The 26,566-nt window shown below is 75.3% G+C and carries 27 protein-coding genes and 1 pseudogene; 14 read left to right on the top strand and 14 right to left on the bottom strand.

Translation table 11 applies throughout. The features are described from left to right. Nucleotides 1-17: 17 nt before the first annotated feature. Together ABD990_RS04385 and ABD990_RS04380 are read left to right on the top strand one after the other, a co-directional pair. On the top strand, nucleotides 18-1,109 hold the full coding sequence (locus ABD990_RS04385; RefSeq protein ID WP_345378482.1) for an LLM class flavin-dependent oxidoreductase: 1,092 nt from the start codon (nucleotides 18-20) through the stop codon (nucleotides 1,107-1,109). Nucleotide 1,110: 1 nt separating this feature from the next. Further along, a complete protein-coding gene (locus tag ABD990_RS04380; protein ID WP_345378481.1) occupies nucleotides 1,111-1,518 on the top strand; it encodes a nuclear transport factor 2 family protein in 408 nt (135 codons plus the stop codon). Nucleotides 1,519-1,725: 207 nt separating this feature from the next. Here the strand turns inward: ABD990_RS04380 and ABD990_RS04375 are convergent, their stop codons facing one another. Next, on the bottom strand, nucleotides 1,726-3,282 hold the full coding sequence (locus ABD990_RS04375) for a long-chain-fatty-acid--CoA ligase (protein WP_345378480.1): 1,557 nt from the start codon (nucleotides 3,280-3,282) through the stop codon (nucleotides 1,726-1,728). A 107-nt stretch (nucleotides 3,283-3,389) separates the two neighbouring features. Further along, nucleotides 3,390-3,893 (bottom strand): carboxymuconolactone decarboxylase family protein, encoded by a 504-nt coding sequence (locus tag ABD990_RS04370; protein WP_345378479.1) that lies wholly within the window; start codon nucleotides 3,891-3,893, stop codon nucleotides 3,390-3,392. 50 nt (nucleotides 3,894-3,943) lie between these two features. Between ABD990_RS04370 and pdxR the strand changes: the two genes are divergently transcribed. Further along, nucleotides 3,944-5,365 (top strand): MocR-like pyridoxine biosynthesis transcription factor PdxR, encoded by a 1,422-nt coding sequence (gene pdxR / locus ABD990_RS04365; protein ID WP_345378477.1) that lies wholly within the window; start codon nucleotides 3,944-3,946, stop codon nucleotides 5,363-5,365. A gap of 31 nt (nucleotides 5,366-5,396) precedes the next feature. Here pdxR and ABD990_RS04360 read toward each other — a convergent pair whose 3' ends face one another. After that, on the bottom strand, nucleotides 5,397-5,858 hold the full coding sequence (locus ABD990_RS04360; RefSeq protein WP_345378476.1) for a DoxX family protein: 462 nt from the start codon (nucleotides 5,856-5,858) through the stop codon (nucleotides 5,397-5,399). Between the two features lie 112 nt (nucleotides 5,859-5,970). Between ABD990_RS04360 and ABD990_RS04355 the strand changes: the two genes are divergently transcribed. Both ABD990_RS04355 and ABD990_RS04350 read left to right on the top strand, forming a co-directional pair. Then, nucleotides 5,971-6,882: a DMT family transporter gene (locus ABD990_RS04355; protein ID WP_345378475.1), complete on the top strand. Its 912-nt coding sequence runs from the start codon at nucleotides 5,971-5,973 to the stop codon at nucleotides 6,880-6,882. Nucleotides 6,883-7,022: 140 nt separating this feature from the next. Further along, nucleotides 7,023-7,211, top strand: coding sequence for a hypothetical protein (locus ABD990_RS04350; RefSeq protein ID WP_345378474.1), 189 nt, complete (start codon nucleotides 7,023-7,025; stop codon nucleotides 7,209-7,211). Nucleotides 7,212-7,229: 18 nt separating this feature from the next. On the opposite strand, the gene ABD990_RS04345 is transcribed toward ABD990_RS04350, so the two are convergent. The 3 genes from ABD990_RS04345 to ABD990_RS04335 form a co-directional block, all read right to left on the bottom strand. Beyond that, nucleotides 7,230-8,765, bottom strand: a complete 1,536-nt coding sequence (locus ABD990_RS04345; protein WP_345378472.1) for an FAD-dependent oxidoreductase — start codon at nucleotides 8,763-8,765, stop codon at nucleotides 7,230-7,232. A 35-nt stretch (nucleotides 8,766-8,800) separates the two neighbouring features. Further along, entirely contained in the window at nucleotides 8,801-9,754 is a 954-nt protein-coding gene (locus tag ABD990_RS04340) for an AurF N-oxygenase family protein (RefSeq protein ID WP_345378471.1), read from the bottom strand. Nucleotides 9,755-9,838: 84 nt separating this feature from the next. After that, a complete protein-coding gene (locus ABD990_RS04335; RefSeq protein ID WP_345378470.1) occupies nucleotides 9,839-10,882 on the bottom strand; it encodes a glycosyltransferase family 9 protein in 1,044 nt (347 codons plus the stop codon). Between the two features lie 229 nt (nucleotides 10,883-11,111). Between ABD990_RS04335 and ABD990_RS04330 the strand changes: the two genes are divergently transcribed. Together ABD990_RS04330 and ABD990_RS04325 are read left to right on the top strand one after the other, a co-directional pair. Next, nucleotides 11,112-12,608, top strand: a complete 1,497-nt coding sequence (locus ABD990_RS04330; protein WP_345378469.1) for an SIR2 family protein — start codon at nucleotides 11,112-11,114, stop codon at nucleotides 12,606-12,608. Nucleotides 12,609-12,735: 127 nt separating this feature from the next. Then, entirely contained in the window at nucleotides 12,736-13,689 is a 954-nt protein-coding gene (locus tag ABD990_RS04325) for an LLM class flavin-dependent oxidoreductase (RefSeq protein WP_345378468.1), read from the top strand. Between the two features lie 31 nt (nucleotides 13,690-13,720). Here ABD990_RS04325 and ABD990_RS04320 read toward each other — a convergent pair whose 3' ends face one another. From ABD990_RS04320 to ABD990_RS04300, 5 genes and pseudogenes are all read right to left on the bottom strand, one after another. Then, nucleotides 13,721-15,310 carry an alpha/beta fold hydrolase gene (locus ABD990_RS04320; RefSeq protein WP_345378466.1) on the bottom strand — a complete coding sequence of 530 codons (1,590 nt, stop codon included), beginning with the start codon at nucleotides 15,308-15,310 and terminating at the stop codon, nucleotides 13,721-13,723. Between the two features lie 163 nt (nucleotides 15,311-15,473). Then, nucleotides 15,474-15,596, bottom strand: a pseudogene (locus ABD990_RS04315) (fumarylacetoacetase); the annotation flags it as partial. Nucleotides 15,597-15,812: 216 nt separating this feature from the next. Then, nucleotides 15,813-17,501, bottom strand: a complete 1,689-nt coding sequence (locus ABD990_RS04310; protein ID WP_345378465.1) for an FAD-dependent monooxygenase — start codon at nucleotides 17,499-17,501, stop codon at nucleotides 15,813-15,815. 35 nt (nucleotides 17,502-17,536) lie between these two features. Beyond that, a complete protein-coding gene (locus ABD990_RS04305; protein ID WP_345378464.1) occupies nucleotides 17,537-18,496 on the bottom strand; it encodes an MBL fold metallo-hydrolase in 960 nt (319 codons plus the stop codon). A 266-nt stretch (nucleotides 18,497-18,762) separates the two neighbouring features. After that, nucleotides 18,763-20,547, bottom strand: coding sequence for an AMP-binding protein (locus tag ABD990_RS04300; protein WP_345378463.1), 1,785 nt, complete (start codon nucleotides 20,545-20,547; stop codon nucleotides 18,763-18,765). A 176-nt stretch (nucleotides 20,548-20,723) separates the two neighbouring features. On the opposite strand from ABD990_RS04300, the gene ABD990_RS04295 reads away from it, so the two are divergent. Together ABD990_RS04295 and ABD990_RS04290 are read left to right on the top strand one after the other, a co-directional pair. After that, nucleotides 20,724-21,545, top strand: coding sequence for a helix-turn-helix transcriptional regulator (locus ABD990_RS04295; protein WP_345378462.1), 822 nt, complete (start codon nucleotides 20,724-20,726; stop codon nucleotides 21,543-21,545). Between the two features lie 160 nt (nucleotides 21,546-21,705). Next, nucleotides 21,706-21,885 carry a zinc transporter Slc39a7 gene (locus tag ABD990_RS04290; RefSeq protein WP_345378460.1) on the top strand — a complete coding sequence of 60 codons (180 nt, stop codon included), beginning with the start codon at nucleotides 21,706-21,708 and terminating at the stop codon, nucleotides 21,883-21,885. Nucleotides 21,886-21,940: 55 nt separating this feature from the next. Here the strand turns inward: ABD990_RS04290 and ABD990_RS04285 are convergent, their stop codons facing one another. Further along, on the bottom strand, nucleotides 21,941-22,339 hold the full coding sequence (locus ABD990_RS04285) for a DUF5313 family protein (RefSeq protein ID WP_345378459.1): 399 nt from the start codon (nucleotides 22,337-22,339) through the stop codon (nucleotides 21,941-21,943). Nucleotides 22,340-22,387: 48 nt separating this feature from the next. Between ABD990_RS04285 and ABD990_RS04280 the strand changes: the two genes are divergently transcribed. Continuing rightward, the gene (locus ABD990_RS04280) at nucleotides 22,388-22,885 is read left to right on the top strand and encodes a MarR family winged helix-turn-helix transcriptional regulator (RefSeq protein ID WP_425569403.1); all 498 of its coding nucleotides are present in this window, start codon (nucleotides 22,388-22,390) and stop codon (nucleotides 22,883-22,885) included. Here ABD990_RS04280 and ABD990_RS04275 read toward each other — a convergent pair. Continuing rightward, nucleotides 22,882-23,037: a hypothetical protein gene (locus ABD990_RS04275; RefSeq protein WP_345378458.1), complete on the bottom strand. Its 156-nt coding sequence runs from the start codon at nucleotides 23,035-23,037 to the stop codon at nucleotides 22,882-22,884. The two genes, ABD990_RS04280 and ABD990_RS04275, sit on opposite strands and share 4 nt — an antisense overlap. Nucleotides 23,038-23,176: 139 nt before the next feature. On the opposite strand from ABD990_RS04275, the gene ABD990_RS04270 reads away from it, so the two are divergent. Genes ABD990_RS04270 through ABD990_RS04255 form a run of 4 tightly spaced genes read left to right on the top strand, consistent with a single transcriptional unit; the run spans nucleotide 23,177 to nucleotide 25,798 of the window. Then, nucleotides 23,177-23,887 carry an energy-coupling factor ABC transporter permease gene (locus ABD990_RS04270; protein WP_345378457.1) on the top strand — a complete coding sequence of 237 codons (711 nt, stop codon included), beginning with the start codon at nucleotides 23,177-23,179 and terminating at the stop codon, nucleotides 23,885-23,887. Then, complete coding sequence (locus tag ABD990_RS04265; protein WP_345378456.1) at nucleotides 23,884-24,201, top strand: energy-coupling factor ABC transporter substrate-binding protein; 318 nt, start codon at nucleotides 23,884-23,886, stop codon at nucleotides 24,199-24,201. The genes ABD990_RS04270 and ABD990_RS04265 overlap by 4 nt, the downstream gene beginning before the upstream one ends. Then, entirely contained in the window at nucleotides 24,201-24,941 is a 741-nt protein-coding gene (gene cbiQ, locus ABD990_RS04260) for a cobalt ECF transporter T component CbiQ (protein ID WP_345378454.1), read from the top strand. The genes ABD990_RS04265 and cbiQ overlap by 1 nt, the downstream gene beginning before the upstream one ends. Beyond that, a complete protein-coding gene (locus tag ABD990_RS04255) occupies nucleotides 24,938-25,798 on the top strand; it encodes an energy-coupling factor ABC transporter ATP-binding protein (protein ID WP_345378453.1) in 861 nt (286 codons plus the stop codon). The genes cbiQ and ABD990_RS04255 overlap by 4 nt, the downstream gene beginning before the upstream one ends. Nucleotides 25,799-26,033: 235 nt before the next feature. On the opposite strand, the gene ABD990_RS04250 is transcribed toward ABD990_RS04255, so the two are convergent. Then, nucleotides 26,034-26,441 (bottom strand): STAS domain-containing protein, encoded by a 408-nt coding sequence (locus ABD990_RS04250; RefSeq protein WP_345378451.1) that lies wholly within the window; start codon nucleotides 26,439-26,441, stop codon nucleotides 26,034-26,036. Between the last annotated feature and the right edge of the window lie 125 nt (nucleotides 26,442-26,566).

Raw genomic sequence — 26,566 nt, 5'->3', positions numbered from 1 at the left:
CACGGAAGGACGCCCACATGGATGTCGGTGTGCTGCTGGTGTTCCAGAACTGGCACGAGAACCTGTCCGACGGCGAGATGTTCCGGCAGGAGGCCGAGCTCGGCGTCCTGGCCGAGGAGTACGGATTCGACTCCGTCTGGGCCGCCGAGCACCACTTCGACGACTACTCGATGTGCCCGGACAACCTGCAGCTGATGACCTACCTGGCCGCCAGGACGAGCCGGATCAAGCTGGGCACGGGCGCGGTGATCCTGCCGTGGAACGACCCGCTGCGGGTCGTCGAGAAGGCGATCATGCTCGACCACCTGTCCGGCGGGCGGGTGCTGCTCGGGATGGGCCGCGGCCTGGCGAAGATGGAGTACGAGCAGTTCGGCGTGGACATGAACGAGTCCCGCGAGCGGTTCGACGAGGCCGCGCCGATGATCGTCGCCGGCCTGCGGAACGGGTACGTCGAGGGCAACGGGCGCTTCTACCCGCAGCCGCGGGCGGTCGTGCGGCCCGGCCCGAACGCGGAGCACGACTGGTCCGACCGGATCTACGGCGTCGCGATGTCGCCGGACTCGGTGCCCGCGGTGGCCAAGGTCGGGGCCCGGATGATGACCTTCATGCAGTACCCGGCGGAGGTCCACGCCGAGTCGATCAACCGCTACCGCGACATCTACCGCGAGGAGCACGGCACGGAGCCCGGCCCGGTGCACACCCAGGACTTCGTGTACTGCCACGAGGACCCGGAGGAGGCCGAGAAGACCGCCCGCGAGTACCTGTCCCGGTACTTCCTGTCCGTGGTGAAGCACTACGACTTCGCGGGCAAGCACTGGCGGGAGACCAAGGGCTACGAGGCCTACCAGGTCGGCGCGGACATGATCCGCGAGGCCGGCATGGAGGCCGCGGCCGCCGGCTACGCCGACACGCAGGTCTGGGGCACGCCCGAGCAGTGCATCGAGAAGTACAAGCACCGCCTCGAGGTGCTCGGCCCGCACCACCCGAGCATCGCGCCGTCGTTCGCCGGCCTGCCCTTCGACAAGGTCCGCGCGAGCCTGAAGCTGTTCGGCGAGAAGGTCGTGCCCGAGCTGAAGAAGCTCGGCGTCGCGGCTCCGGCGGGGGTGTGACGTGGGCGCGCTCGAGGAGGAGAACAAGAAGGTCGTCACCGAGTTCATGGAGGTCTTCTCCTCCGGTGACGTGACCGGGATCCTGGACTCGCTCACGGACGACGCCACGTGGTGGGTCGCCGGGAACATCCCCGGGATCTCCGGCACCAAGGACAAGGCCGGCTTCGGCGAGATGCTCGGCGGGATCGCCGAGGGCACGAAGACCGGCGCCATCACGCTCACGCCTCTGGCCTTCACGGCCGAGGGTGAGCGGGTGGCGGTGGAGACCGAGTCCTACGCGGAACTGAAGAACGGGCGGATCTACAACAACCTGTACCACTTCGTCTTCACGGTGCGGGACGGCAAGATCAGCTCCGTGAAGGAGTTCCTCGACACCGAGCACACCACCGCGGTGTTCGTGGCGCCCTGACGCCGCTCCCTGCGTGAACGAACGGCACTTTCGCTCACTAGATGTGAGCGAAAGTGCCGTTCGCGCGTTCGCAGGGAGGGCGGGCGGAGGGCGTTCGGAGGGCGGGCGGAGGGCGGGCGGGGTTGCCGGATCCGGACATGAGCGAACGGCGCTCTCGCTCACTAGGAATGAGCGAAAGTGCCGTTCGCCGTGTTCGGGCGGTGGGGTTCAGGCGTGGACGCCGGCGGACCAGTGCTCCCGCAGTGCCCGCTTGTCGAGCTTGCCGACGCTGGTGCGCGGGAGCTCGGTCGTCACCTCGACGCGCTCGGGCAGCCACCAGCGCGGCACCCGCTCCCCCAGCCGCGTCCTCAGCTCGTCGCCGGTCGCCGTGGAGCCGGGTTGCAGCACCACCAGTGCCAGCGGGCGCTCCTGCCAGCGCGCGTGCGGTACGGCGACGACGGCGGCCTCGGCGACCTCCGGGTCGGCCATCAGCGCCTGCTCCAGGGCGACCGAGCTGATCCACTCGCCGCCGCTCTTGATCAGGTCCTTGGCGCGGTCGACGATCCGCATCCAGCCGTCCGGGTCGATCACGGCGACGTCGCCGGTGAGCAACCAACCGTCGTCGAACCGCTCGGGGGCCTCGCCGAGGTAGTACCCGGTGGCCACCCACGGTCCCTTGACCTGCAGCTCCCCCGCCGACTCGCCGTCCCACGGGAGCTCGCGGCCGGCGTCGTCGACGATCCGCCACTGCAGCCCGGGCAGCAGCCGGCCCTGGCTCTGCGTGCGCCGGCGGCGCTCCTCGCGGTCGGCGATCGGCCGGGGCGGGCGGGTGAAGCTCGCCATCGGGGACAGCTCGGTCATGCCCCAGCCCTGGTAGACGGGGATGCCGAGCTCCTCCTCGAGGTCGCGGATCAGGGCGAGGCTCGGGGTGGAGCCGCCGAGCACCAGCGCGCGCAGGCTGCGCAGGTCGCCGCCGTGCTCGCGGACGTGCCGGAGGATGTCGACGGCGACGGTCGGCACCATCCCGACGTAGGTGACCTGCTCGCGCTCGATGATCCGGGCGATCTCCGCCGGCGTCGGGTGCGGCCCGGGCAGCACCTGCGTGGCCCCGGTCATCGTGGCCGCGTACGGGACGCCCCAGGCGTTGGCGTGGAACATCGGGACGACGTGCAGCACTGTGTCGGCGGCCGAGATCGCGTGCCCGTCGGCGAGGCAGGCGGCGAAGGTGTGCAGGTAGAGGCCGCGGTGGCTGTACCCGACGCCCTTGGGCCGTCCGGTCGTGCCGGAGGTGTAGCAGAGGACGGCGAGGTCGTCCTCGCGGACGCCGGGCCCGGTGTCGTCGGGCGGCCCCTCCACCAGCAGCGCCTCGTAGGCGTCCCCGGTGTCGAGCACGCCCAGCTCGGGCTGGACGCCGTCGAGCAGGTGCTGCAGCTCCGCGTCGGCGACGATCAGCCGATCGTCGGCGTGCCCGACGATGTAGGCGATCTCCTCCGCCGACAGCCGCAGGTTGAGCGTGTGCAGCACGGCCCCGACCTGCGGGACCGCCGCGTAGAGCTCGAGGTGGCGGTGGTGGTTCCAGGCCAGGCTCGCCACCCGGTCCCCCGGCCGCACCCCGAGCCGGCGCAGCGCGCCCGCCAGCCGGTCGACCCGGTCGGCGTAGGCGGCGTAGTCGTAGCGCAGGACCTCCTCGCCGTGCGCGTACGCCACGATCTCGCGGTGGGGATGGTGCCGGCGCGCCCGGCGCAGGAAGTCGGTGATCAGCAGCTCGCCGGGGCGCGTCGTCATGACGCCAGGGTCGTCGGGCGGGCGGGGGCTGTCACCCGCCCGTGGCCCGGCGGCTTGTGGGCTCCTTCAACGGCGGCACCACCCTGCCTTCGACGAGGGCGCCCCCCTCATCCCCGGCGTGGGCGGTAGTGGCCCGGCACCATCCGGGTGGACACCCCGAAGCGGTTCCACGCGTTGATCGCCGTGATCACGGCGACGAGCTGGGCGAGCTCGGTCTCGTCGAACTGCGCGGCGGCGCGTTCCCACACCTCGTCGGGCACGAAGCCGTCCGTGAGCACGGTGATCGCCTCGGTCAACCCGAGGGCGGCCACCTCCCGTGGCGAGTAGAAGTGCGCCGACTCCTCCCAGGCCGACAGCTGCACGACGCGCTCGACGGACTCGCCCTGCGCCAGCGCGTCCTTCGTGTGCATGTCCAGGCAGAAGGCGCAGTGGTTGAGCTGCGACGCGCGGATCCGGACGAGCTCGACGAGGGCGGGCTCGAGGCCGGCGCCCGCGGCGGCAGCGAACCGGGCCATGGCCTTGTAGACGTCGGGGACGAGCTCGGCGAGCACCAGCCGCGGGGGGTGCTCGGGGTTGCGGGTCGGGGACGGGGTCTGCTCGGTGAGGGTCACGGGAGCGACGCTAGGTGCCCGGTGGTCCGGACGTGTGGTCCACTTCCGGCATGGTTTCGCGGGCCACTTCGGACCTCCACCTCGACCTGGCGGAGGGCCGCGGGGTGCGGGAGGGCCTGATGGAGGCCGTCCGGGAGGCGGTCCGCAGCGGGCGGCTGGCCCCGGGGTCGCGCCTGCCCTCCTCCCGGTCGCTCGCCGCGGACCTCGGGCTGGCGCGCAACACGGTCGCGGACGCCTACTCGGAGCTGGCCGCCGAGGGCTGGCTGACGGCCCGGCAGGGCTCGGGCACGCGGGTGGCGCCGCGTGCCGAGCCGGGCCACCGGCACGCGGACCCGGCGCGCCCGCGGCCGCCCGGCCTCGCGCGTCCGGCGCACGACCTGCGGCCGGGCCAGCCGGACGTCGCCGCGTTCCCCCGCGCCGCCTGGCTCCGCGCCCTGCGACGGACGCTGGCCGCGGCGCCCGACGAGGCCTTCGGCTACGGCGACGACCGCGGCCGGCACGAGCTGCGGACCGCGCTGGCCGAGCACCTCGCCCGGGCACGGGGCGTACGCACCACACCGGACCGGATCGTCGTGTGCGCCGGGGCCGTCCACGGGCTCGCCCTGCTCGCCGACCTGCTTCGGGGCCGGCGCGTGCGCCGGGTCGCCGGCGAGTCGCACGCGCTGCACCTGCACCGGGAGCTGCTCGAACAGCGCGGGCTCGCGGTCGCCGCCCTGCCCGTCGACGACGCCGGGGCCCGCACGGACCTGCTCGACGGCGAGGGGGCCGTCCTGCTCACCCCGGCGCACCAGTTCCCCACCGGGGTCGCCCTGCGGCCGGACCGCCGGGCCGCGGCCGTCGACTGGGCCCGCGCCACCGGTGGGCTGGTGATCGAGGACGACTACGACGGCGAGTTCCGCTACGACCGGCGGCCGGTGGGTGCCCTGCAGGGTCTGGACCCCGAGCGGGTGGTCCACCTCGGGACGGCCAGCAAGGCGCTCGCGCCGGGGCTGCGGCTCGGCTGGCTGGTCCTGCCGGCCGGACTCGCCGCCGAGGTGGAGCGGCTGGTCGCCGCGGAGGGCGGGACCCGGGTGCCCGCGGTGGAGCAGCTGGTCCTCGCGGAGCTGCTGGCCTCGGGGGCCTACGACCGGCACGTCCGGGAGCGGCGGCAGGCCTACCGGCGGCGCCGGGACGAGCTCGTCGCCGCTTTGGCGGCGCGGGTCCCGGAGGTCGCCGTGCGCGGCCTGGCGGCGGGGCTGCACGCGCTGGTCGAGCTGCCCGCGGGCGACGGGCCGCCCGGCACCGCCGAGACGGCCGCCCTGCGGTCGGCGGCCTGGCACGGGCTGGCGGTCGAGGGCCTGGACCGCTTCCGCCATCCCGACGCCGCACCCCGTGCGGACGCGCTGGTGGTGGGGTACGCGACGCCGTCGCCCTCGGCCTGGGCGGGTGCGCTGGAGGCGCTGTGCCGGACACTCGCCAGGCCCGCCGGGTGACCGGCGGGCGGGTCGGCGGGAGGCGCCGGGGTCAGCGGGCGCGGCGGGTGCGCAGGTGGTCGAGGCTGTACCGGCCGGCGCCGATCGCGCAGAGCAGCAGGAAGATCCAGCTGTAGAGCGCGGCGGGCTCGCCCAGGTTGTACAGCGGGTTCCAGCCCTGCGGCAGGTGCATGGCGAAGTAGGCGAAGGCCATCATCCCGGAGAGCAGGAAGCCGGCCGGCCGCACGTAGAGGCCGATCGCGACGAGCACCGCGCCGACGAGTTCGACCACCGAGACCCACCAGAAGAGGCTGAAGGGTGGCAGGCCGGTGCCGGCACCGTCGACGCCGCCGAAGGCGCCGAAGCCGGCGAGGGCGTGCACCGAGAACAGGAACCCGATCACCACGCGGAACGCCAGCAGCACCAGCTGCGGTGCGGCGGCGCGCAGGCCCGTGGTCGGCGTGCCGTCCGTGGTGCGGCGGGTCAGGGCGAGGGTGGTGTCGAGCGTGGTCATGGCGGGTCCTCCGGTCCGGTTCGTCCGTGCTGTCGACGAGGTGGACCGACGCCCGCCCGGAAACTCATCGCCCGCCGGGGTTCGACCAGGGACGGAACGGATACCCGGGCGCGTGGGCGTGGTACTGGCGGTGGTGGCGGCGGTCCTCAACGCGGCCGCGAGCGTGCTGCAGCGCAAGGCCGCGCGCGAGGAGCCCGAGGAAAGGTCCTTCTCGATCGGGCTGCTGTTCGACCTGGTCCGGCGGCCCTCCTGGCTGGCCGGGATCGCCTGCGTGATCGTCGGGTTCCTGGTGCAGGCCGTGGCGCTGACACTGGCCGGGGTCGCCGTCGTGCAGCCCCTCCTGGTGGCCGAGCTGCCGTTCACCGTGCTGCTCGCGGCGTGGGCCTTCGGCGCGCGACCCGGGGTGCGGGAGTGGACCGCGATCGCGGTGCTCGCCGGCGGTCTGGCGCTGGTCGTCGTCGCGCTGGCCCCGCACGGCGGGGACCCGGTCGCGGTGCCCGGCTGGACGTGGGCCGTCGGGTCGGCGGGCGTCGCCGTGCTCGTCGGCGGGACCGTGATCGCGGGCCGCGGGACGACGGGGTCGCCGCGGGCCGGGTGGCTCGGCGTCGCGACCGGCACGGCGTTCGGCTACGTCGCGGTGCTCGTGGCGGCCGTGGGGGCGATCGCCGAGCGGGAGGGCGTGTCCGGGGTGCTCACCGCGTGGCAGACCTGGGCCGTGGTCGTCGTCGGGCCGCTGTCGTTCTTCCTGCTCCAGACCGCGCTGCAGGCGGGCAGCCTGGTCGCCTCGCAGCCCGGCTTCACCCTGATGAACCCGCTGGTCGCGACGGCGTGGGGCGTGGTCGTGTTCGGCGAGCAGGTCCGCGGGGGCGCCTGGTACGCGATGGCCGCCGCCGGCGGGGCGGCGCTGGTCGTCGGCACGTTCGTGCTGGTGCAGTCGCCCCTGCTCGGCGGCCAGGACGAGGAGGACGCGGGCGACCCCGGTGATCGAGGTGACCGCGGCGAGGAGGCGGCCGCCGCGCGGTAGGGCTGTCCCCCGATCGCCCGACACGCGCTCCCCCGGCGGATCGGGTGTCGGCCCGATGGTGCCGGGGGTGGACCGACGGGACCGTGTCTCCAGCGGGAGGAACTCCCGCCACCGACACCGCCCGAACCGGAGGCAAGGCCATGAGCATCACCACCCGCAAGCGCACCGACCGCCCCGCCCGGCGCCGGAACCCGTTCCGGCTCGCCCAGTTCCGCCCCGCCGCCCCCTTCGCCGGGATCTTCCCCGACGACCGCGACCGCGAGCGGGTGCTCGCCGACCTGCGCGCCCTGGGCGCGCCCGCGGACCTCGTCGCGCGTGCGCGCGTCTGAGCGACCCGGCCCGGCGCACTACCCCGCGACCGCCCGGCGCCGCCGGGACGGCAGCAGCGGCAACGGGATCCGCCGCCGCCGGCTCGGCCGGCCCGGCAGCCGGCCCGCCACGGCGTCGTCGAGCAGGGACCTGACGGTCTCGGCGGCGTCGGTGCGGTTGGCGCCGATACCGCCGGTGGAGCCGCGCTTGATCCAGCCGACCACGTAGGTGCCGGGCATGCCCTCGACCCGGCCTCGGTCGTTCGGCACCGTGCCGGTGGCGTCGTCGGACGGCAGGCCGGTCGGCGGCCGTCCCCGGTGCCCGACGGCCCGGACGACCGTCCCGGCAGGGATCTCGACCTCGCCGTCCGGCCCGGTCACCCGGACCGCCTCGACCCGGCCGGAGCCGGTGAGCGCGGTGGGCGACGAGTGGAAGCGCAGGACCAGCCGGCGCGGACCCCCCGGGCTCGGCGTCGACCAGTCGACGACCTCGCGGCGCGCCCCGGCCAGCAGCCCCGCGTGCTCACCCGGCAGGGCCTGGTCGATCGCCTTGCCCGTGCGCGGGTCGGCGTCGTCGACCACGACCTCCACGCCCTTCCGGCGCAGCAGCGCGAGCATCTCCGGACGCGTGTACGCGGCGGTGTCCGGGCCCCGGCGGGCCAGCAGCACCACCTCGCGGACCCCGGACCCGCGCAGCAGCTCGAGCGCCGGCGGCGCGATCGCGGTGCCCTCCAGGTCGGCGGGGTCCGCCGTGAGGATCCGGGCCACGTCGAGCGCGACGTTCCCCGTCCCGACGACGACCACCCGCCCCGAGGACAGGTCCACCGCCCCGGGCGCGATCTCGGGATGGCCGTTGTACCAGCCCACGACGGTGGTGGCGGGCAGGCTGCCGGCCAGGTCCTCCCCCGGCACCCCGAGCGGGCGCGACTCCGAGGCGCCGACGGCGTAGATCACCGCGTCGTGCTCGGCGGCCAGCTGCTCGGGCGTGACGTCCCGGCCGACCTCCACCCCGAGCCGCACCCGCAGGCGGTGGTGGCCGTGGTGGCGCGCGAACGTCTCGCCGATCCGCTTGGTCGACGGGTGGTCGGGCGCGACCCCGAACCGCACCAGCCCGCCCGGCACGGCGAGCCGGTCGATCAGCGTGACATGTGCGTTCGTGTGCAGGAGCAGGTCCTGCACCGCGTACATCCCCGCCGGCCCGGAGCCGACCACCGCGACGTCGAGCGCCGGGAAGCCGGCCGGGACCGTGCGGTCGAACGACGGCGGGCCCCAGCGGTGGAACACCGGGGCGGGGTCGGTGTCCTCGACCGCCGACGTCGGCCGGCCGGCGTAGAACTCGGCGTTGGCCTCCGCGTAGCCCTCCAACGGGCCGCGCAGGGCGTCGACCGGGTGGATCGCGTCCACCGGGCACGCATCGGCACACGCGCCGCAGTCGATGCACGACCGCGGGTCGATGTAGAGCATGTCCGTGGTGCCGAAGTCCGGCTCGTCCGGCGTCGGGTGGATGCAGTTGACCGGGCACGCCGCGACGCAGGAGGCATCGGTGCAGCAGGTCTGGGTGATCGCGTACGGCATCGCGGGGCCTGTCGCTCGAAGGGTCGGCGGCCGGGTCAGAGCAGGTCGGCGCGGCGGTAGATCGCCCGGGCGACCGGCGTGAGCAGCCCGGCCGAGCCGAGGAACTCCATCAGGCCGGCGCAGCTCGAGCGCATCATCGCCTTGTGGTGCTGGTTGGCCCGCGCCTCGCGCACGGCACGCTTTCGATCCAGCCCGGCGGCCTCGTAGACGTCCTCGCTCACCATGCTGGTGACGATGTGGTAGGCGGCCCCGGCGATCACGACGGCATCCGCGTGCCGGCGCAGCGCGCTCACGCCCTTCATCCGCTCGCGGACCTCGTCCCGGGCGAACTTCATGTGCCGGGACTCCTCGACCACGTGGATGTTGTTGATCGTGCGGACGAACGGGACCACGCGCTCGTCGCGCATCCAGTCCCGCTGCATGACGTCGAGGACCTCCTCGGCGACCAGGATCGCCGCGTAGGCCGCCTCGCCGCCGGCCAGCGCGGCGAACGCGCGGCCGAGCTCGACGACCGACCGCTTCGGCCGGTACGGCCGCGCGCCCAGCTTGGCGACGCCGCGCGCGAACATGATCGAGTGGCGGCACTCGTCGGCGATCTCGGTGAGCGCCCACTGGAAGGCCGGGTCGGTCGGGTCCTTGGCGTAGAAGTCCCGCAGCACCATCTGCTGCAGGATCATCTCGAACCAGATGCCGGTGCTCGCGACGGACGCCGACTCCTGCCGGGTCAGCTCGCGCTGCTGCTCCGGGGTCATCTCGTCCCAGTACGCGGTGCCGTACAGCGTGCTCCACTCGGGGCTGGCGCCGTGGAACTCCCTGTCCAGCGGCGTCTCCCAGTCGACCTCCCGGGCGGGGTCGTAGGACAGCATCTCCGACGACCGCAGCAGGCGGCGCGCGACGTCCGTGTGGTCGCCCTCGCCGGCCGGACGGGTGGCGGTCGCGGTCCCGGCGGCGCCGGGCGCGGTGCGGTCCGGGGCAATGGTGTCGTCCATGGTCGCTCCCTCGCGGATCGACGACGTGCTGGCGTTACCGGCGGTAACGTTACCGGTGGTAACACATGTCCGCAAGCGGGGGCCTCATCCGTCCGCGTGACGTCCGAGCAGCTCCCGGGCGTCGGCCTCCACCTCCTCGACCCTCACCTCCGCGACCAGGGAGTCGGTGTGCGAGCACGCCCCGCCGGGGCGGAGCAGTGGTGCGCCGCAGCTGGGGCAGGCCGCGGTCCAGGACACGTGGGCGCGGTGCCGGGTGCGGGTGAACGGCCCGGCGTTGACCACGTTCGGCCCCCAGAAGATCCCGACCGTCGGGGCGCCGACGGCGGCGGCCAGGTGCCGGGGGCCGCTGTCGTTCGCGACCACCACCGCCGCCCGCTCCAGCACCCCGACCAGCCACGACATCCCCGACGGCCCGGGCCCGGCGGTCGGCGCCAGCAGGGGTGCCCGCGTCCCGGCCGTCACCTCCGCCACGAGGTCCCGCTCGTCCGGCGACCCCACCACCACGACCGAGGCCCCGGCGGCCGCGAGCCGCTCGCCGAGGGCCGCGAAGTGCCCGGCGGGCCAGCGCCGCCGCGGGTCCCCCGCCCCGGGGTGCAGCACGGCGATCGGTCCGGTGACCGACCCCAGCACCGTCGCCGCGGCGGTGCGGTCGGCGTCGGTGACGGCCAGCCGCGGCTCGAGACGGACGGGCGGCGCGCCGACCAGGGCGGCCACCTCGAGGAACCGCACCGCCTCGGGCTGCAGGTACACGTACGGCGCCGTCCGGTCGAGGGGCGGCGCGTCCGACGCCCGGAGCCCGGCGGTGACCCGCGCGCCGAGCCGGTCGACGAAGGGATTGGAGTACCGGCCGCCACCGTGCAGCTGCACCGCGAGGTCGATCGGGGGCAGGCCGGCGAGGAACGCCTCGATCTCGGCCTCGTCGACGGACTCCCACGGGGCGGGGTTCCGGACCCCGTGCGTGCACGGGACCACGAGGACCCGGTCCGCCGGGCCCCGGCGGTGGCCCGTCAGCTCCGCCTGGACCGGCGCGCAGAGCAGCACGATCTCCGCGTCGGGGTACGCGGCGCGCAGGGCGTCCAGCGCGGGCAGCACGGCCACGAGGTCACCGAGCCCGCCCGCCCGGAGCACGGCGATCCTCCGGACGTCGGGTACCCGCGGACCCGTTCGGAGGTCGAGGAAGGGGTGGGTCGCCGGGGGTCCGCCAGGATCGCCGATGTGCAGCATGCGGGGGCACGTAGGCCTTCCGTGCACATCCCAAACCTCGTCGGTCGCGACCCCCGCGCCGCCCCGACGTTTGCCCCGGCGGCGGTGAGGTACCGGGACTCGTCCCGTCCCGCCGAGCGCCCCTGGAGCCGCCGTGAGCCGACCGGAGCGGCAGCCCGCCCCCGCCGGCACCGCCCCGCGCGGGCACGTCTTCGCGGTGCAGGGGCGGATGGAGCTCCTGCGTCACGACGCCGCCGTCGTCCCCACGGGGCCCGCCTTCTCCGTCTCGCCGGCGTGGCGGCCGCTGATCGGGACGGATCCCGCCGTGCTGCGCCCGCCGGACTGGGGTCGCCCGGGCGTGCGGCACGCACGCGCGGGCGAGGCGCTGTGGTTCCTCGACGTCGAGCGGCGCGACGACGCCGTCCTGTCCTGGCTGCTCGACGGCGTGCGCGGGGTGCTGGGGGAGATCGCGGCGACGATCGCACCGGAGGCCGGGCGGGTGCTCCCCCTCGTCGTCGTGCCCGTGGTGGGCATCGGCGCGGGCGGTTTCGGCGACGACCGCGGTGCGGTGATCCGCGGCCTGCTCGACGTGGCCGACGACGTCGTCCGGCGGCACGCGGTCGATCTCGCCTTCGTCACGCCGGACCCCGCCGTGCACGGCGCGGTGCAGCACCTGCGGCGCCTGCGCCACGGCTGGCCGCTGGACCCCGAGCTGCTGGAGGCCGCGGCCGGGCTCGCGGAGCAGGCGCGCCGCGGGGAGCTGGCCCTGTTCTTCGGTGCGGGGGTGAGCATTCCCGCCGGCCTGCCGAGCTGGGCCGACCTGCTGCGGGCGTGCCTGGAGGCGGCCCCGGACCTGGACACCGAGGAGTTCGCCCGGCTGCACCCGCTGGACCAGGGCGAGCTGCTGCGCCGGGTGCTGGGCGACCGGTTCGGGTCGGTCGTCGCCGAGCTGGCGGACGCCGACCGGCACGCGCTGGGCCACTCCCTGCTCGCCGCCCTGCGCTGCCGCGAGGCCGCGACCACCAACTACGACCACTGCTACGAGCTGGCCGCCGCCCCACACGTCGAGCCGGTGGTGATGCCGTGGCGGACCCCGCGCGGCGCCGAACCCTGGCTGCTCAAGCTCAACGGCGACGTCGACCACCCGGAGAGCATCGTCCTGGCCCGCCGGGACTTCCTCCGCCATCAGGCGCTCGCCCGGCCCGCCGCGGCCGTGCTCGAGGCGATGATGCTGACCCGGCACCTGTTGATCGTCGGCGCCTCGCTCACCGACGACAACGTCCTGCGGCTCACCCACGAGGTCTCCGAGTTCCGCGCCGAGCACGGCGGCAAGGACCAGCCCTTCGGCACGGTCCTCGACGTCGAGACGGACGGCGTGCGCCGGCAGCTGTGGGCGGGCGAGCTGGAGTGGCTGCCCATGCCCGGCCCGGACCTCGCCCACCGGGCCCGGGCCCTGGACCTCTTCCTCGACGCGGTCGCGGCCGAGGCGACGACCGACGCCTCCTGGGTGCTCGACGAGCGGTTCGAGTCCCTGCTCGAGGGCGGCGACGCCGAGACCGCGCGGCGGGCCCGGTCCCTGTGGACCGATCTCGGCGACCGCGAGCCGTGGGTGGCGCTGCGCGCCGAGCTGGAGCGGCACGGCTCGGGCTGAGGTCAGGCCCCCGCGCGACGGACAGCCCGACGCCGGAGGCTGGCGTCCCGGTCGCCGCGGCCGGGTGTCCCGTGCGCCCCCGCCGCAGCCCCTTGCCCGGCCCCCGCCGCGGCCCCACCCTCGACGCGTGCCCGACTACCGACACGACCTGCTCTTCGGCGGCTTCCTCACCCCGGTCGCGGAGCCGCCGGACCAGGCGGTCGGGCTCGCGGTCGCCGCCGAGCGCGCCGGCCTGGACCTCGTCGCGTTCCAGGACCACCCCTATCTGCCGCAGTTCCTCGACACCTGGACGCTCATGTCCGTCGTCGCCGCCCGGACCGAGCGGATCCGCATCACCGGAGACGTGCTCAACCTGCCGCTGCGGCCGCCCGCGGTACTCGCCCGCAGCGCCGCGAGCCTCGACCGGCTCAGCGGCGGGCGCATCGAGCTCGGCCTCGGCGCGGGCGGCTTCTGGGACGGCATCGAGGCCATGGGCGGGCAGCGGCTGACCCCGGGCCGGGCCGTGCAGGCCCTCGAGGAGGCCGTCGCGATCCTGCGCGGCATCTGGGCCGCCGACGAGCGCGGCGGCGTCCGGGTCGACGGCGGGATCCATCGCGTCGCGGGCGCGAAGCGCGGCCCCGCGCCGGCGCACGACATCGGCATCTGGGTCGGCGCCTACGGCCCGCGGATGCTCCGCCTCGTCGGCCGCCTCGCCGACGGCTGGCTCCCGACGCTCTCGTACCTCCCCGAGGGCCCCGCCTCCCTCACCACGATGAACGCCCTGATCGACGAGGGTGCCGCCGCGACCGGCCGGGATCCCGGCGCGATCCGCAGGGTGCTGAACCTCGAGGGCCGGTTCGCGCGGACCGGAGGAGGTCTGCTCGTCGGGCCGCCGGAGCAGTGGGCCCAGGAGCTCGCCGATCTCGCGCTCGGCGAGGGCATCTCGGGCTTCGTGCTGATGTCCGACGACCGGGCCGTCCTCGAGCGCTACGCCCACGAGGTCGCGCCCCGCACGCGGGAGCTGGTGGAGGCGGAGCGGCGCGGACAACCGCCCTGCCCGAGCGGTGGAAGTCAGAACGGCGGCGGTTCGTCCGGTCGGTGACCGGTGGGACTGGTGGGACTGGTGGTCGCGGCTACGACGCGGCGAAGGGTGCCGGTGTCAGCGCGGCCACGCAGCCGAGGTCGGGGGCGTCCGGCCGGTCGAGGAAGCTGCGCATCACCGCGAGGCCGCAGGCCGGGGACCAGAGCAGGACGTCGTGGGCCGAGTCCGGGAAGGTCACCCGGGTCGCGGCGGGCAGGGTCTCGGCGACGAGGTCGGCGTTGGCCGGCGCGGTAACGGCGTCGAGCGCTCCGGCGAGGACCAGGACCGGCCGGTCGCTCGACACCGGTGTGCGCACGGACGCCGGGGCGGGCGGGATCGACCACCGGGCGCAGTCGGTGACGAGGTACGGCGACTGCGGCACGAGCCGGAGGACCTGCTCCGGCAGCTCGGGCAGCACCGCGCGACCCCGCGCGACCAGCGTGTCGGTATCGGCCGGGATCTCGCCGCAGAAGACCCCGTACGTGAGCCCGTACCCCGTCAGCCCGGCCGGCGGCCGGGTGGCGAGCAGCGCGTCGGCGGCGACGCCCCCGTCGCCGCGATCGAGGTTCGCGACGAGCGCGGGGAAGGCGGCGATGCTGCCCGGGGTCAGGCTCGCGATCACCGCGAGGTTGATCAGCTTGTACCCGTCGACGACCACCGGCACCGGCGAGCCGCTCACCGGGTCGGTGCGGGTCAGCGAGCGCGGACGGGCGGTGAGCTCGGTGACGAGCCGGACGACGTCGTCGCGCAACGACGGGTGGGCGGCCCGGCACGCGGGCTGCGCGGCGCAGGCGTCGGACAGGGCCGTCAGGCCGGAGGCGGCCGAGGGCCAGAAGGTGTCGGCGGCGGACTGCTGCGGCGGGACCACCGAGTCGACGACCACGCTCCGGATCCCGTCCGGATGATCGCGGAGGGTCTGCAGGGCGAGGTCGGAGCCGTAGGAGACGCCGTAGAGGTTCCGCTCCCCGATCCCGAGCGCCGTCCGCAGGTCCGCGACGTCGGCGGCGTTCTCCGTGGTGTCGAAGGCCCCCAGGTCCGCGGTGGCGGCGAGCCGCTCGTGGCACGCCCCCACGGCGTCGGCGCTGCGCCGCGCGGTCGCCGGGTCGAACGTGTCCAGCCCGACCCAGGCGGCCAGGAAGGCGTCGACCTCGGGGCAGGACAGCAGCGGCTCGGACTTCCACGTCCCGCGCTGCTCCAGGAAGATCACGTCCCGGTCGGCGTTCCAGCCCGCCGCGACGCGCGGGGACGCGCTGATCAGGCCGCTGCCCCCGGGGCCACCGGTGAGGTAGACGAGCGGGTCCGGTCTCGGGGCGAGCGCGGTCGCCCTCGCGCGGGCCACCGCGAGCCGCACGGTCCGCCCGTCGGGCTCGGCCCGGTTCTCCGGCACGGTCAGGTACCCGCACTCCATGCCGGCACCGAGATCGAGCTGCGGCACACCGGGATAGATCGGGTTCGGGCACGATGCGGGCTCGTACGACGCCGCGCTGGACGCGGCGCTCGCCGCCGCCACCGCGGGCGCCAGCGAGCCGGACGACGGGGCCGGCGCACCGCATCCCGCCAGGATCACGAGCGCGACCACGGACCCGGCGAGGACACCGAGCCGCCCAGGACCCGACAGCCGCTGCGACCGTGCGATCCGCATCCCGAAGCCCCTCCGCTGGTTCCCCCCGGCGGCGTCCGGACCCCGGTCCGGCCGCCGCCCGCTGTGGGGAGGTCCTCGGCCGCGCTCACCAGGGCGTTAGCCGGGCGGCCGAGGTCCTCGACGAGAGCGCCTGGTCCGGGAGCGAGGCGGGCCGCCCCTGCCGGGCCGGCCGGATGGTGCCGGTGACCTCGCCGAACCCGATCCGGCTGCCGTTCGGGCCCAGTGCGGTGGCCGAGATGCTGACCTCGTCGCCGTCGAGCAGGAAGGTGCGTTCCTCGCCCTTGACGGGTGGGGCCGCGGCGCGCACGCACACGGGAGCTGGTCGACGCGGAGCGGCGCGGGTAGGGGCGTCCGGTGGGCCGGGGCCGCTGATGCGATCGGATGGCGCCCGGACCCCCCGTCCGGACGCCGTCCCTCGCGGAGATCCTCGGCCCGGCCCGCCCCGGCGTTACCGGGCGTCGGTGGGCGGACGCGCTCCGCGCAGGGATCCGGCCCGCCGAGGCTACGCCGTGGTCGTCGCGAGCCCGGACGGCGAGACTCGGGCCCCGCGCCCGGCTGGCCGGGCCCGTGACTCCGTCGGACCCGGCCGCGCGGCACGGGCCAGCGCCGCGGCGAGGCCGTCCCGCACCACGTGGGCCGGGCCGGCGACGACGGCGGCGACGTGGGCGTCCGGGCGGACGACCCACACCTCGTCGGGCCGGGCGGCCAGGGTGCGGGTGAGCGTGCCGTCGGGGTCGATCTCGGCCAGCGCGTGAACCCGGACCGGGCCGGGCGCGGCCGCGACGACCTCCCGGACCGCGGCGAGGTCGACCTCGCTCCCGGCCAGGAGCAGGAACCCGTCGCGGGCCAGCGCCCGCACCCGCCCGTCGGCCGTGCCGGGGACCGTGACCGGCGCGTCGGGCAGCAGCACCCCGGGCCCGGCCGGCGGGGCCTGCCCGCGCGGGGGTCGGCCGCCGAAGGGGCGCCGCGGATCGGGGGTGGTCAGGGGCGAGTCGACGTACCAGAACGGCTCGGACAGCCGGCCCGAGTCGACGCGGCCGCGGGCCTCGGGATCGGTCGCGGCCCGGGTCAGCACCTCGGCGCGGTGCCGCGCGCGGGCCTCGTCCGGCGGGACGAGGAAGTCCATGGTCGCCGTGGTGACCGCGATGTTCTCGACGGCCGCGGCGTGCCGCTCGGCGTGGTAGCTCTCCAGCAGCTCCTCGTCCGCCCAGCCGTGCCCGACGTAGGCGATCTTCCACGCCGCGTTCTCCGCGTCGCCGACCCCGGAGTTCAGGCCCCGGGCACCGAAGGGCGACACCAGGTGCGCGGCGTCGCCGGCGAGCAGGATGCGCCCGCACCGCATCCGGTCCACGACGCGGGAGTGGAAGCGGTACACGGACTTCCAGACGATCTCGTAGTCCCGGTCGCCGATGATCGCCCGGATCCGTGCGTCCAGCGCCCCGGACGCCACCTCGGCGTCCAGGTCGTAGTCCGCGGGCACCTGCCAGTCGATGCGGAAGGTCGAGTCCGGGCACGGGTGGATGAGGACCTGCCGGCCCGGGTTCCACTCCGGGTCGAACCAGAAGCGGCGCTCGCTGGCCCAGCCGGGTAGGTCCGTCCGGATGTCGCAGATGAGGAAGCGGTCGTCGAAGGAGTGCCCGTCGAAGCTCACCCCGAGCAGCCGGCGCAGCTCGTCGCTGCGGGCCCCCGCGCAGACCACGAGGAAGGAGCCCCGCAGCTCCCGGCCGTCGGCCAGCCGGACGGTGACGCCGGAGCCGTCCTGCTCGACGTGGTCGACCTGGTGGTCCCACCGGAGGTCGACCAGCGGCTCGGCCGCGATGCGCTCGTCCAGGATCTCCTCGGTGCGGGTCTGGGAGATGTTGACGAACGGCGGGAACGCCGGGCGGCCCGGGTCCACGAACTCGACCGCGAACAGCTCCCGGTCCCGGTGGAAGGTGCGGGCGGTGGTCCAGGTGACGCCCTCCGCGGCGATGCGCCGGCCGGCGCCGACCGCCTCCCAGACGTCGAGCACGTCACGCTGCTGGCAGATCGCCTTGGAGCCGATCCGGTCCCGCTCCGGGCGCCGGTCGAGCACGATCGTCGGCACGCCCCAGCGGGCCAGCAGCAGGGCCGTGGTCTGCCCGACCGGGCCCGCGCCCAGCACGAGCACCGGCTCGGCGGGCCAGGCGCCCGGCGGAACTGCGGTGGTCATTCGGTACTCCCGTCGTCGCGAGTCCTGTGCGGGGCTCAGCCCTGCAGCTGGGCCCAGACCTCCTGGTCGCGCTCGGCGGTCCAGATCACCGGGCGCTCGATGCCGGACAGCTCGTCCCACAGCCGGGAGACGTCGAAGGGCAGGCAGTGCTCGAAGATCGGCCAGTGCCCGTAGTCGTCGACCAGCGCGGCGTGCGTGGCCTCGAAGGCCTCCTTCAGCGTGCCGCCCCGCTCCTGCACCGCGCCCACCTCGCGGATCATGACCTGCAGGAACCCGCGGGTCTGCTCGATCGCGGCGTCGACCTCGGCCCGCCCGCGGCTGACCGCGCCGCGCCCGCCGACCAGCTGCTCGGCCCCGAGCGCCTTGACCCGGTCCAGCGTCGCACCGGCCCAGTCGCGGTGGAAGGCGTCGCCGGTGTAGAGCGCGGCCTGCGCCTCCACCAGGTCCCCGGCGAACAGGATCCGGTGGCGGGGCAGCCAGGCGGTGATGTCGCCCTCGGTGTGCCCGCGGCCGTGGTACTGCAGCACCAGGTCACCCCGGTCCCCGCCGAGGTCGATGGTCAGCCGGTCGGCGAAGGTCAGCGTCGGCCAGGTCAGTCCCGGCACCGAGTCCGCCGCCTCGGCCAGCCGCGGCATCCGCGCGAACTCGCTCTCCCAGTCCTGCTTGCCCCGCTCGGCCACCAGGTCCTTGGTGATCTCGTGTGACACGATCGTCTCCGCGTCGAACGCGCTCGCGCCCAGCACCCGCACCGCGTGGTAGTGCGAGAGCACCAGGTAGCGCACCGGCTTGTCGGTGTGCTCGCGCAGCTTCGCCAGCCACTTCCGCGCGGCGACCGGGGTGGCGAGGGCCTCGAAGCAGACCAGGAAGTCCTCGCCCTCGACCGCGCCGATGTTCGGGTCGCCCTCGGCGGTCAGGGCGTACACGCCGTCGGCGAGCACCTCGAGGGTCTGCTCCTTGGCCGCGGTGTCGGCGGAGGAGGCGAAGGGCTTGGCCATGGCAGCCGTCCTTTCGAGAGCGGGGACGGGAAGCGCCACGGCCTGCATCGAGGGCTTCTTCCCGTCGCTGGGAGGTCTCGGCCCCGACCGTCGCGAGCGACGATCAAAGGTTTGATTACCTGAGCGACGGTAGGCCCTCGACGCCTGGAACGCCAGAAGCGGGCGGAGGTCTGAACACCAATGGAGCAGTGGGCCGCGCCGACCACCGCGGGCCGCGCCCGGCGTCGGCGCGGCCCGCGTGGGCCGGCTCGCGGCCCCGTCGTCGGTCAGGCCCTCAGCTCGGGGAACTGGTCGTCCCGCCACTCGGTCCCGGCGGGCCCGCCGGCCGCCTCGCGGGCGCGCAGGTCGACCCGGCGGATCTTGCCGGAGATCGTCTTGGGCAGGTCGGCGAACTCCAGCCGCCGCACCCTCAGGTACGGCGCCAGGTTCGTGCGCGCGTGCCGGAGGATCTCCAGCGCGGTCTCCCGGGTCGGCTCCCAGCCCGGCGCCAGCGCCACGTAGGCCTTCGGCACGGCCAGCCGCACGGGGTCCGGCGCCGGGACCACCGCGGCCTCGGTCACCGCCGGGTGCTCGACGAGCACGCTCTCCAGCTCGAACGGCGAGACCTTGTAGTCCGAGGCCTTGAAGACGTCGTCGGTGCGCCCGACGTAGAACAGGTAGCCGTCGTCGTCCCGGGTCGCGACGTCGCCGGTGTGGTAGTAGCCGCCCTCGGTCGCCTCGACCTGCTTCTCCGGGTCGCCGAGGTAGCCGGTCATGAGGGACAGCGGCGCCTCGGCGAGGTCGAGGCAGATCTCGCCCTCGACCTCGCTCGGCCGGCCCGTCGTCGGGTCGACCAGCACGACGGGCACCCCGGGCAGCGGCCGGCCCATCGATCCCGGCTTCACCACGGAGCCCGGGGTGTTGCCGACGGACGCCGTGGTCTCGGTCTGCCCGAACCCGTCGCGCAGGGTGAGTCCCCACGCCGCGCGGACCTGCGCGATCACCTCCGGGTTGAGCGGCTCGCCCGCCGCGATCACCTCGCGCAGGACGCCCGGGCCGCCGGACAGGTCGGCCTTGATCAGCATCCGCCACACGGTGGGCGGCGCGCAGAACGTGGTGACGCCGTGCCCGCGGATCCCGTCGAGCAGCGCCGCCGGGTCGAACCGCGAGTAGTTGTGCACGAAGATCGACGCCTCGGCGATCCACGGCGCGAAGAAGCAGCTCCACGCGTGCTTCGCCCAGCCGGGCGAGCTGATGTTCAGGTGTGTGTCACCGGGGCGGATCCCGAGCCAGTACAGCGTGGACAGGTGACCGACCGGATAGGACTGCTGGGTGTGCTCCACGAGCTTCGGCCTGCTCGTGGTGCCGGAGGTGAAGTAGAGCAGCAGCCGGTCGTCCGCGGCCGTCCCCGGGTGCGCGAGCGGCGCGTCGGACTCGGCCGCCGCGTCCGCGTAGGGCAGCCAGCCCTCCGCCTCCTCGCCCACCGCGATCCGGGTCAGGCCCCCGATCCCGGCGAACTTGGGCGCGTCCGCGGCGCCGGCGACCACGTGCCGTGCCGCGCCGCGCGCGATCCGGTCCGGCAGGTCGGCGGCACCCAGGGCGGTCGTCGTCGGCATGATCACCGCGCCCAGCTTCATCACCGCGAGCATCGACTCCCACAGCTCGACCTGGTTGCCGAGCATGAGCAGCACGGCGTCCCCGCGCCGGACGCCGTGCGCGGCCAGCAGCCGCGCCACCTGGTTCGACCGGCGTCGCAGCCCGTCGAAGGTGTACGAGGCGGCGGTGCCGTCCTCCTCCGCGATCGTCAGGGCGGTCCGCCCGACGCCGTCCGCGATCACGTCGAACCAGTCGTGCGCCCAGTTGAACGGGGCGTCGAAGGTCGGCCACGCGAACTCGGCGACCGCCTTCCCGTGGTCCTCCCGGTGGGTCAGCAGCAGGTCGCGGGCGGCCCGGTAGCGCTCGTGGCTGCTCGTCGTCGGCCGGGTCGTGGGCTGGGTTGTCGGCCGGGTCGTGGGCTGGGTCGTCGGCCGGGTCGTGGGCTGGGTCGTCGGCTGGGTCGTCGCCTCGGTCATCGTCGTGTCGTCTCCCGATCGTCGGCCGTGCGGAGGTGTCCCGGGAGCGTGCCCCGGCGGCGGCGGGAGCCTGACCGGCGGCGCGGGGCGCCCACTACCCCCGAACAGGGGTAGCGGCCGCCCCGCGGGCACCGGACCCTGGTCCGGAAGCCGACGCGGCGACGCGAGGAGGTCAGGTGGTCGACGACGACTCACCGGTCGGGATCGTCGACCGGGTCGTCGGGCAGCGGCTGCGCCAGCTGCAGCGGACGACCGGGTTGCCCGTGGTGTTCGGCGGCGCGACCACGCCGCGCCGGGACGGCCCGCGGCTGCGGATCGCACACCTGCGCGGCACGCTGGGCGACTCGCTGCGCGACCTGGAGGTCGGCCGCGGGCGCGGGCTCGGCGGTTCCGCGCTGCTGACCGCCGCCGCGTGCCGGGTCGACGACTACGCCTCCACCCGGGCGATCACCCACGACTTCGACCGGCACGTGGTGCACGAGGAACGGATGACCTCGGTCGTCGCGGTCCCCGTCACGGTCGGCGGGGTCGTGGGCGCCGTCCTGTACGGCGCGGTCCGCGCCCCGCACCGCATCGGCGACGCCGTGGTGGACCGGGTCGCCGCGTTCGGCGCCGCACTGGAGCGGGAGATCGCGGCGCTGCTCCCGCCGCCCGCACCGCCCCGCCCGTCGCCGGCCGCCCGGACCCGCACCGCGCTGGCCGACCTCGCCGACCTGGCCCGGACGACACCCGATCCGGCCCTGCGGCGCAGGCTCGCCCGGATCCTCGCGGACCTCGGCGGGCAGGACCCCACCGAGGGCCCGCGGCCCGAGCTGGCGCCCCGCGAGCTCGAGGTGCTGGGGCTCGTCGCCCTGGGCCGGACCAACGCCGAGGCGGCCGACGCGCTGGGGCTGAGCCAGGAGACGGTGAAGGCCTATCTCCGCAGCGCGATGCGCCGCCTGGACGTGCGCAACCGGACGGCCGCGGTCCACGCGGCGCGGGGGCTCGGCCTGCTCTGACGACCGGGCCGGTGCCGCACGGAGCCTTCTCACCTGCAGAAACGCGGCAACAGGAATGATCTGGAGACAGTGCCGCACCCGTTCCGCCCGGCGCCCGGGCGCCCTACCGTGGCCTCGGCGGGCGACCCGCCCGCACCGTCACCGACCGGGAGCGAGGACCATGAGCACCCCGCACGCGCACGAGCACAGCCACGGGCAGACCGCGCACACGCACGAGCACGTGGAGCACGACCACGAGCACGTCGAGCACTCGCACTCCCACACCCACGACGGCGAGCCGCACGAGCACACCCACGTGCACGACGCGGCGGCCGAGCAGGTTCACGAGCACGCGCACTGACCGGCACCGACCGGCACCGACGGCGCCGACCGCGCCCTGGTGACCGGGTGCCCGGTCAGCCGTCCTGCCGCCAGCGGGCGGCGTAGCGCTCCTCCTGCTCGCGCCGCTCGTCGGCGTGCGCCTCCTCGCGGACCGCGGCGGCGCCGCCCTGCGGGTAGCCGGCCTTGACCGCCCGGTGCTCGGCCGACTCGTACATGTAGGCGAACGAGTAGAAGTAGCCGATCAGCAGGCCGCCGAGCACCGCCATCGCGCGCACCCACGGCTCGCCGGGGATGAACACGTAGAGCAGCACCGCGATCGGCGCCAGCTGGACGGTCGCGCGGGCGAAGTGCCGCCACCGCCAGCTCGGCGCGGTCACGTCGTGCAGCACCCACTCCTTGTGCCGCGGGGGCAGCCCCGCCCCGTAGGCGTAGAGGACCCACCGCAACGGATTCGGCCTGACGATCTGCGACATCACCCTCACCCCAACACTTTGTGCACCAAGGATCGTACACTGAACCCCGTGCGCAGTACCGGAGGACGTGACGAGGGTGACCTCGCGACCGTCGTGCAAACGCCCGTCGACCTGCTCACGCTGGACCGGCAGGTCTGCTTCGCGCTGGCCGTGGCGGCGCGCAACGTGATCGCCCTCTACCGCCCACTGCTCGAACCGATGGGCCTCACGCACCCGCAATACCTGGTGATGCTGGCGCTGTGGGAGCACTCGCCGCGCTCGGTGACCGACCTGAGCACCGCCCTGGCACTGGACCCGGGCACGCTGTCCCCGCTGCTCAAGCGGCTCGAGGCCGCCGGGTACGTGACGCGGCGGCGGGTCGAGGGCAACGAGCGCATGCTCGCGGTCGGCCTCACCGCGGAGGGCCGGGCGCTGCGGGAGCAGGCCGAGCGGATCCCGCCGGCGATCATCGACCGGCTGGGGATGCCGATCGCCGACCTCGAGCACCTGCACGCCGTGCTGACCGAGGTCATCGCGGCCAGCCGCACGACCCCGGAATCCGACTAGTCCGGCGCCGGGCCCGCGCTGCGGATCGCCTCGAGGTCCTCGCGCAGGGCGTCGACGCGATCGGCGCCGATCAGCGCCGCGACCTGGCGCTCGAGCTCGGGCACCAACTGCTGGGCGACGGCGATCAGGTCGAGCCCCCGGACGGTGGGCACGACGAGCTCGGCCCCCCGAGGACAGCCCCGCCGAGCACGTGGCCGGGCACACAACTGAAAGGGTGTTCAAGCGTTGACCTGATCCGGCGGCACGCCTTACCGTCCGACGGTCCACGGACGTCGACGACAGGAGCGGGACGTGCACATCGCCGAGGGCTATCTCCCACCCCTGCACGCCGCGGCGTGGGCCGTGGCCTCGGCCCCCTTCGTGGTGCACGGGGCGCGGGCGGTGGTGCACCAGGTCCGGACGGACCCGGACTCGAAGCTGCTGCTCGGCGCGGCGGGTGCGTTCAGCTTCGTGCTCTCGGCGCTCAAGATCCCGTCGGTCACCGGCTCGTGCTCGCACCCGACCGGCACGGGGCTGGGGGCGGTGCTGTTCCGACCACCCGTGATGGCGTTGCTCGGGACGATCGTCCTGTTCTTCCAGGCCGTGCTGCTCGCGCACGGCGGACTCACGACGCTCGGGGCGAACGTCTTCTCCATGGCGGTCGTCGGGCCGTGGGTGGCCTACGGGGTCTACCGGCTGACCCGGCGGGCGGGCGGCGGCCTGGGGCTCGGGGTGTTCCTCGCCGCGGCGCTCGGCGACCTCGCGACCTACTGCGTGACCAGCGTGCAGCTCGCCCTGGCCTTCCCCGACGCCGTGTCCGGTGTCGGCGGCGCGATCGTGAAGTTCGGCTCGATCTTCGCGATCACCCAGATCCCGCTCGCCGTCAGCGAGGGCCTGCTGACCCTGCTCGTCGTGCGCCTGCTGGTCCGGGTCAGCCCGGACGAGCTGCGCCGCCTCGGGGTGCTGCCCCGCCCGGTCGCCCCCTCGACCGGGGAGTCCACCGCGAAGGAGGTCGGGGCGTGAGGCGCTCGACGCTGGTCAACTGGCTGCTCGTGCTGGCCGTCGTGGCGCTCGCCGCGCTCCCGCTCCTGGTCGTGCAGGGCGAGTGGGGCGGCGCCGACGGCGTCGCCCAGGACGCGATCAGCGAGTCCCACCCCGACTACGAGCCCTGGTTCACCTCGATCTACGAGCCGCCGTCCGGCGAGGTCGCCTCCGGGCTGTTCGCGCTGCAGGCCGCGATCGGCGCGGGGATCGTCGGCTACTACTTCGGCGTGGCGCGCACGAAACGCAGGCTCGGTCGCGGTACGACGCCTCAGCACCCCGGGGACACCACCTGATGCTGCCCCTCGACGCGGCGGCCTACGCCAACCGCTGGCGGCCGCGGCACCCCGGGGAGAAGGCGCTGCTCTCGCTCGGCCTGCTCGTCCTGACCCTGGTCCTGCCGACGTGGCCGGGGGCGGCGATCACCGGCGCCCTCGCCCTCGTGCTGGTCCTCGGCCCCGCCGGGCTGGCCGTGCGGGTGCTGTGGCGGGCGGTCCGCGTCCCGCTCGGGTTCGTGCTGACCGGGATGCTGCCGCTGCTGGTGTCCCTCGGCGGGGACCCGTGGCTGCGGTGGGAGCCGGCCGGGCTCCCGCAGGCGGCCCAGCTGGCCGGTCGCGCGACCGCCGCCCTGCTGTGCCTGCTGCTGTTCGCCGCGACGACCCCGCTCGCCGACCTGCTGCCCCGGCTGGACCGGCTCGGGGTGCCGCCCGCGGTCACCGAGGTCGCCGCGCTGACCTACCGCTTCCTGTTCCTGCTGCTCGAGTCCCTGCGGGCGGTCCGCGACGCCCAGGCCGGCCGCCTCGGCTTCCGCACCTGGCGTGCGTCCTACCGCTCCCTGACCGGGCAGGGCGCCGCGGTGTTCGTGCGTGCCTTCGACCGGGCCCGGCGCCTGGAGCAGGGGCTGGCCTCCCGCGGCTACACCGGCTCGCTGCGCGTCCAGGTGCAGGCCCGCCCGCTCTCCCCCGCCTTCGTCGCGGCGACCTGCGTGCTGCTCGCCGCCGTCGTCGCGGCCACGACCCTGCTCACCCCGCGATGAGGCCGCCGATCCTGCAGGCCGACGCGCTGGTCTTCGGCTACGACCCCGCCCGCCCGGTGCTCGTCGGGGCGGACCTGGCCCTGCACGAGGGCCGCCGCCTCGCCGTGCTCGGGCCCAACGGCGGCGGCAAGACGACCCTGTTCCGGCTCCTGCTCGGGCTGCTCGAGCCGGGCGGGGGCCGGGTGCTGCTCGACGGCGAACCCGTCCGCCGCGGCCGCCGCGGCCTGACCCGGCTGCGCGAGCAGGTCCAGCTGGTCCTGCAGGACCCCGACGATCAGCTCTTCGCCGCCGACGTCGCGCAGGACGTCTCGTTCGGCCCGCTCAACCTCGGCCTGTCCCCCGCGGAGGTCACCGCCCGGGTCGACGCGGCGCTCGCCGCGCTGGGCATCGCCGAGCTCGCCGACCGCCCCACCCACCTGCTGTCCTTCGGGCAGAAGAAGCGCACCGCGATCGCCGGCGCCGTCGCGATGCGCCCGCGCCTGCTCGTGCTCGACGAGCCGACGGCCGGGCTCGACCCCGCCGGGGTCGAGGAGCTGCTCGCCACCCTCGACGAGCTCCACCGCTCCGGGACCACGGTCGTCCTGTCCACCCACGACGTCGACCTCGCCCACCGGTGGGCCGACGAGGTCGCCGTCGTCGCGCGGGGCCTGGTGCGAGTGGCCCCGGTCGACGACGTGCTCGGCGACGCGGAGCTGCTGCGGACCGCGCGGCTGGGCCCTGCCTGGGCACCGGGCGTCCGCCGGCTGCTGCAGGCCCTGGGCTCGTCCGCGAGCCCGCGCACCCCGGCCGAGCTGTACGCGGCCCTCGCGGACCTCGGTGTTCCGGCGGCCTCCGCCCCGGTGTCGCCGGGCCCCTGACGCGGAGCCGCACCGGAGGGGCCTCCGTCCCCCGGCGTCGGGACGTTGGCCCCTGCTGGCACGGCGGCGCACGGCGGACCGTCGTCGGTGCGGAGCCGTCCGGCCAGGCCGGTGTCCCGCGACGGAGCTCGCACGGGGCGCCCCCCGGGACGGCTCCGGGGCCCGGTCGCCTCGTCGGCGACCGGGCTGAGTCGTGCCGGTGACCGGGCTGAGCCGTGCCGGCGACCGGGCCGGGTCACGACCGGCCGGAGCGCTCCCCCCGGTCGTGGTCCACACCGCCGGGACCACGTGCGGGGCAGCGCCCGTCCCCGGGAGCGGGCCCGATGTCCAGGGTCTCCCCCAGGCCGGCGACCTCCAGCGCCCGCCGCACCGGCCCGTCCGCCCCGGTCAGGACGACCAGGCGCGAGCCCTGCCGGCGGGCCAGCCCGTGCAGGTCGACCAGCACGGCGAGGCCGCCCGAGCCGACGTACGTCACCGCGGACAGGTCCGCGGCGATCGTGGTGCCGGCGCGGATGTAGGCGGTCAGCAGCTTCCGGATGCTGTGGGCGTCGGTCGTGTCGAGCTCGCCGACGAGGCGGACCACGGTCCGCTCGCCGACGTCGATCTCGAGCCGGAGCCGGCCGTCGGCACGCGGGTTCGTCATGTCGGGGATGAGCGATCGCCTCCTGGGTCGACGGGAACGGGCCGAGCGGCCGGGGGCGACGCCGCCCGGCCCGTCACGCTCCGTATCGCTAGGATCGCTCACCGTGTTACCGCTTGGCCGGCAAC

Origin of the sequence: Pseudonocardia yuanmonensis (genome assembly GCF_039542425.1) — a bacterium.
GTDB lineage: Bacteria > Actinomycetota > Actinomycetes > Mycobacteriales > Pseudonocardiaceae > Pseudonocardia > Pseudonocardia yuanmonensis.
The sequence above is the reverse complement of the archived record's forward strand: the minus strand, read 5'-3'. Positions and strand labels throughout refer to the sequence as shown.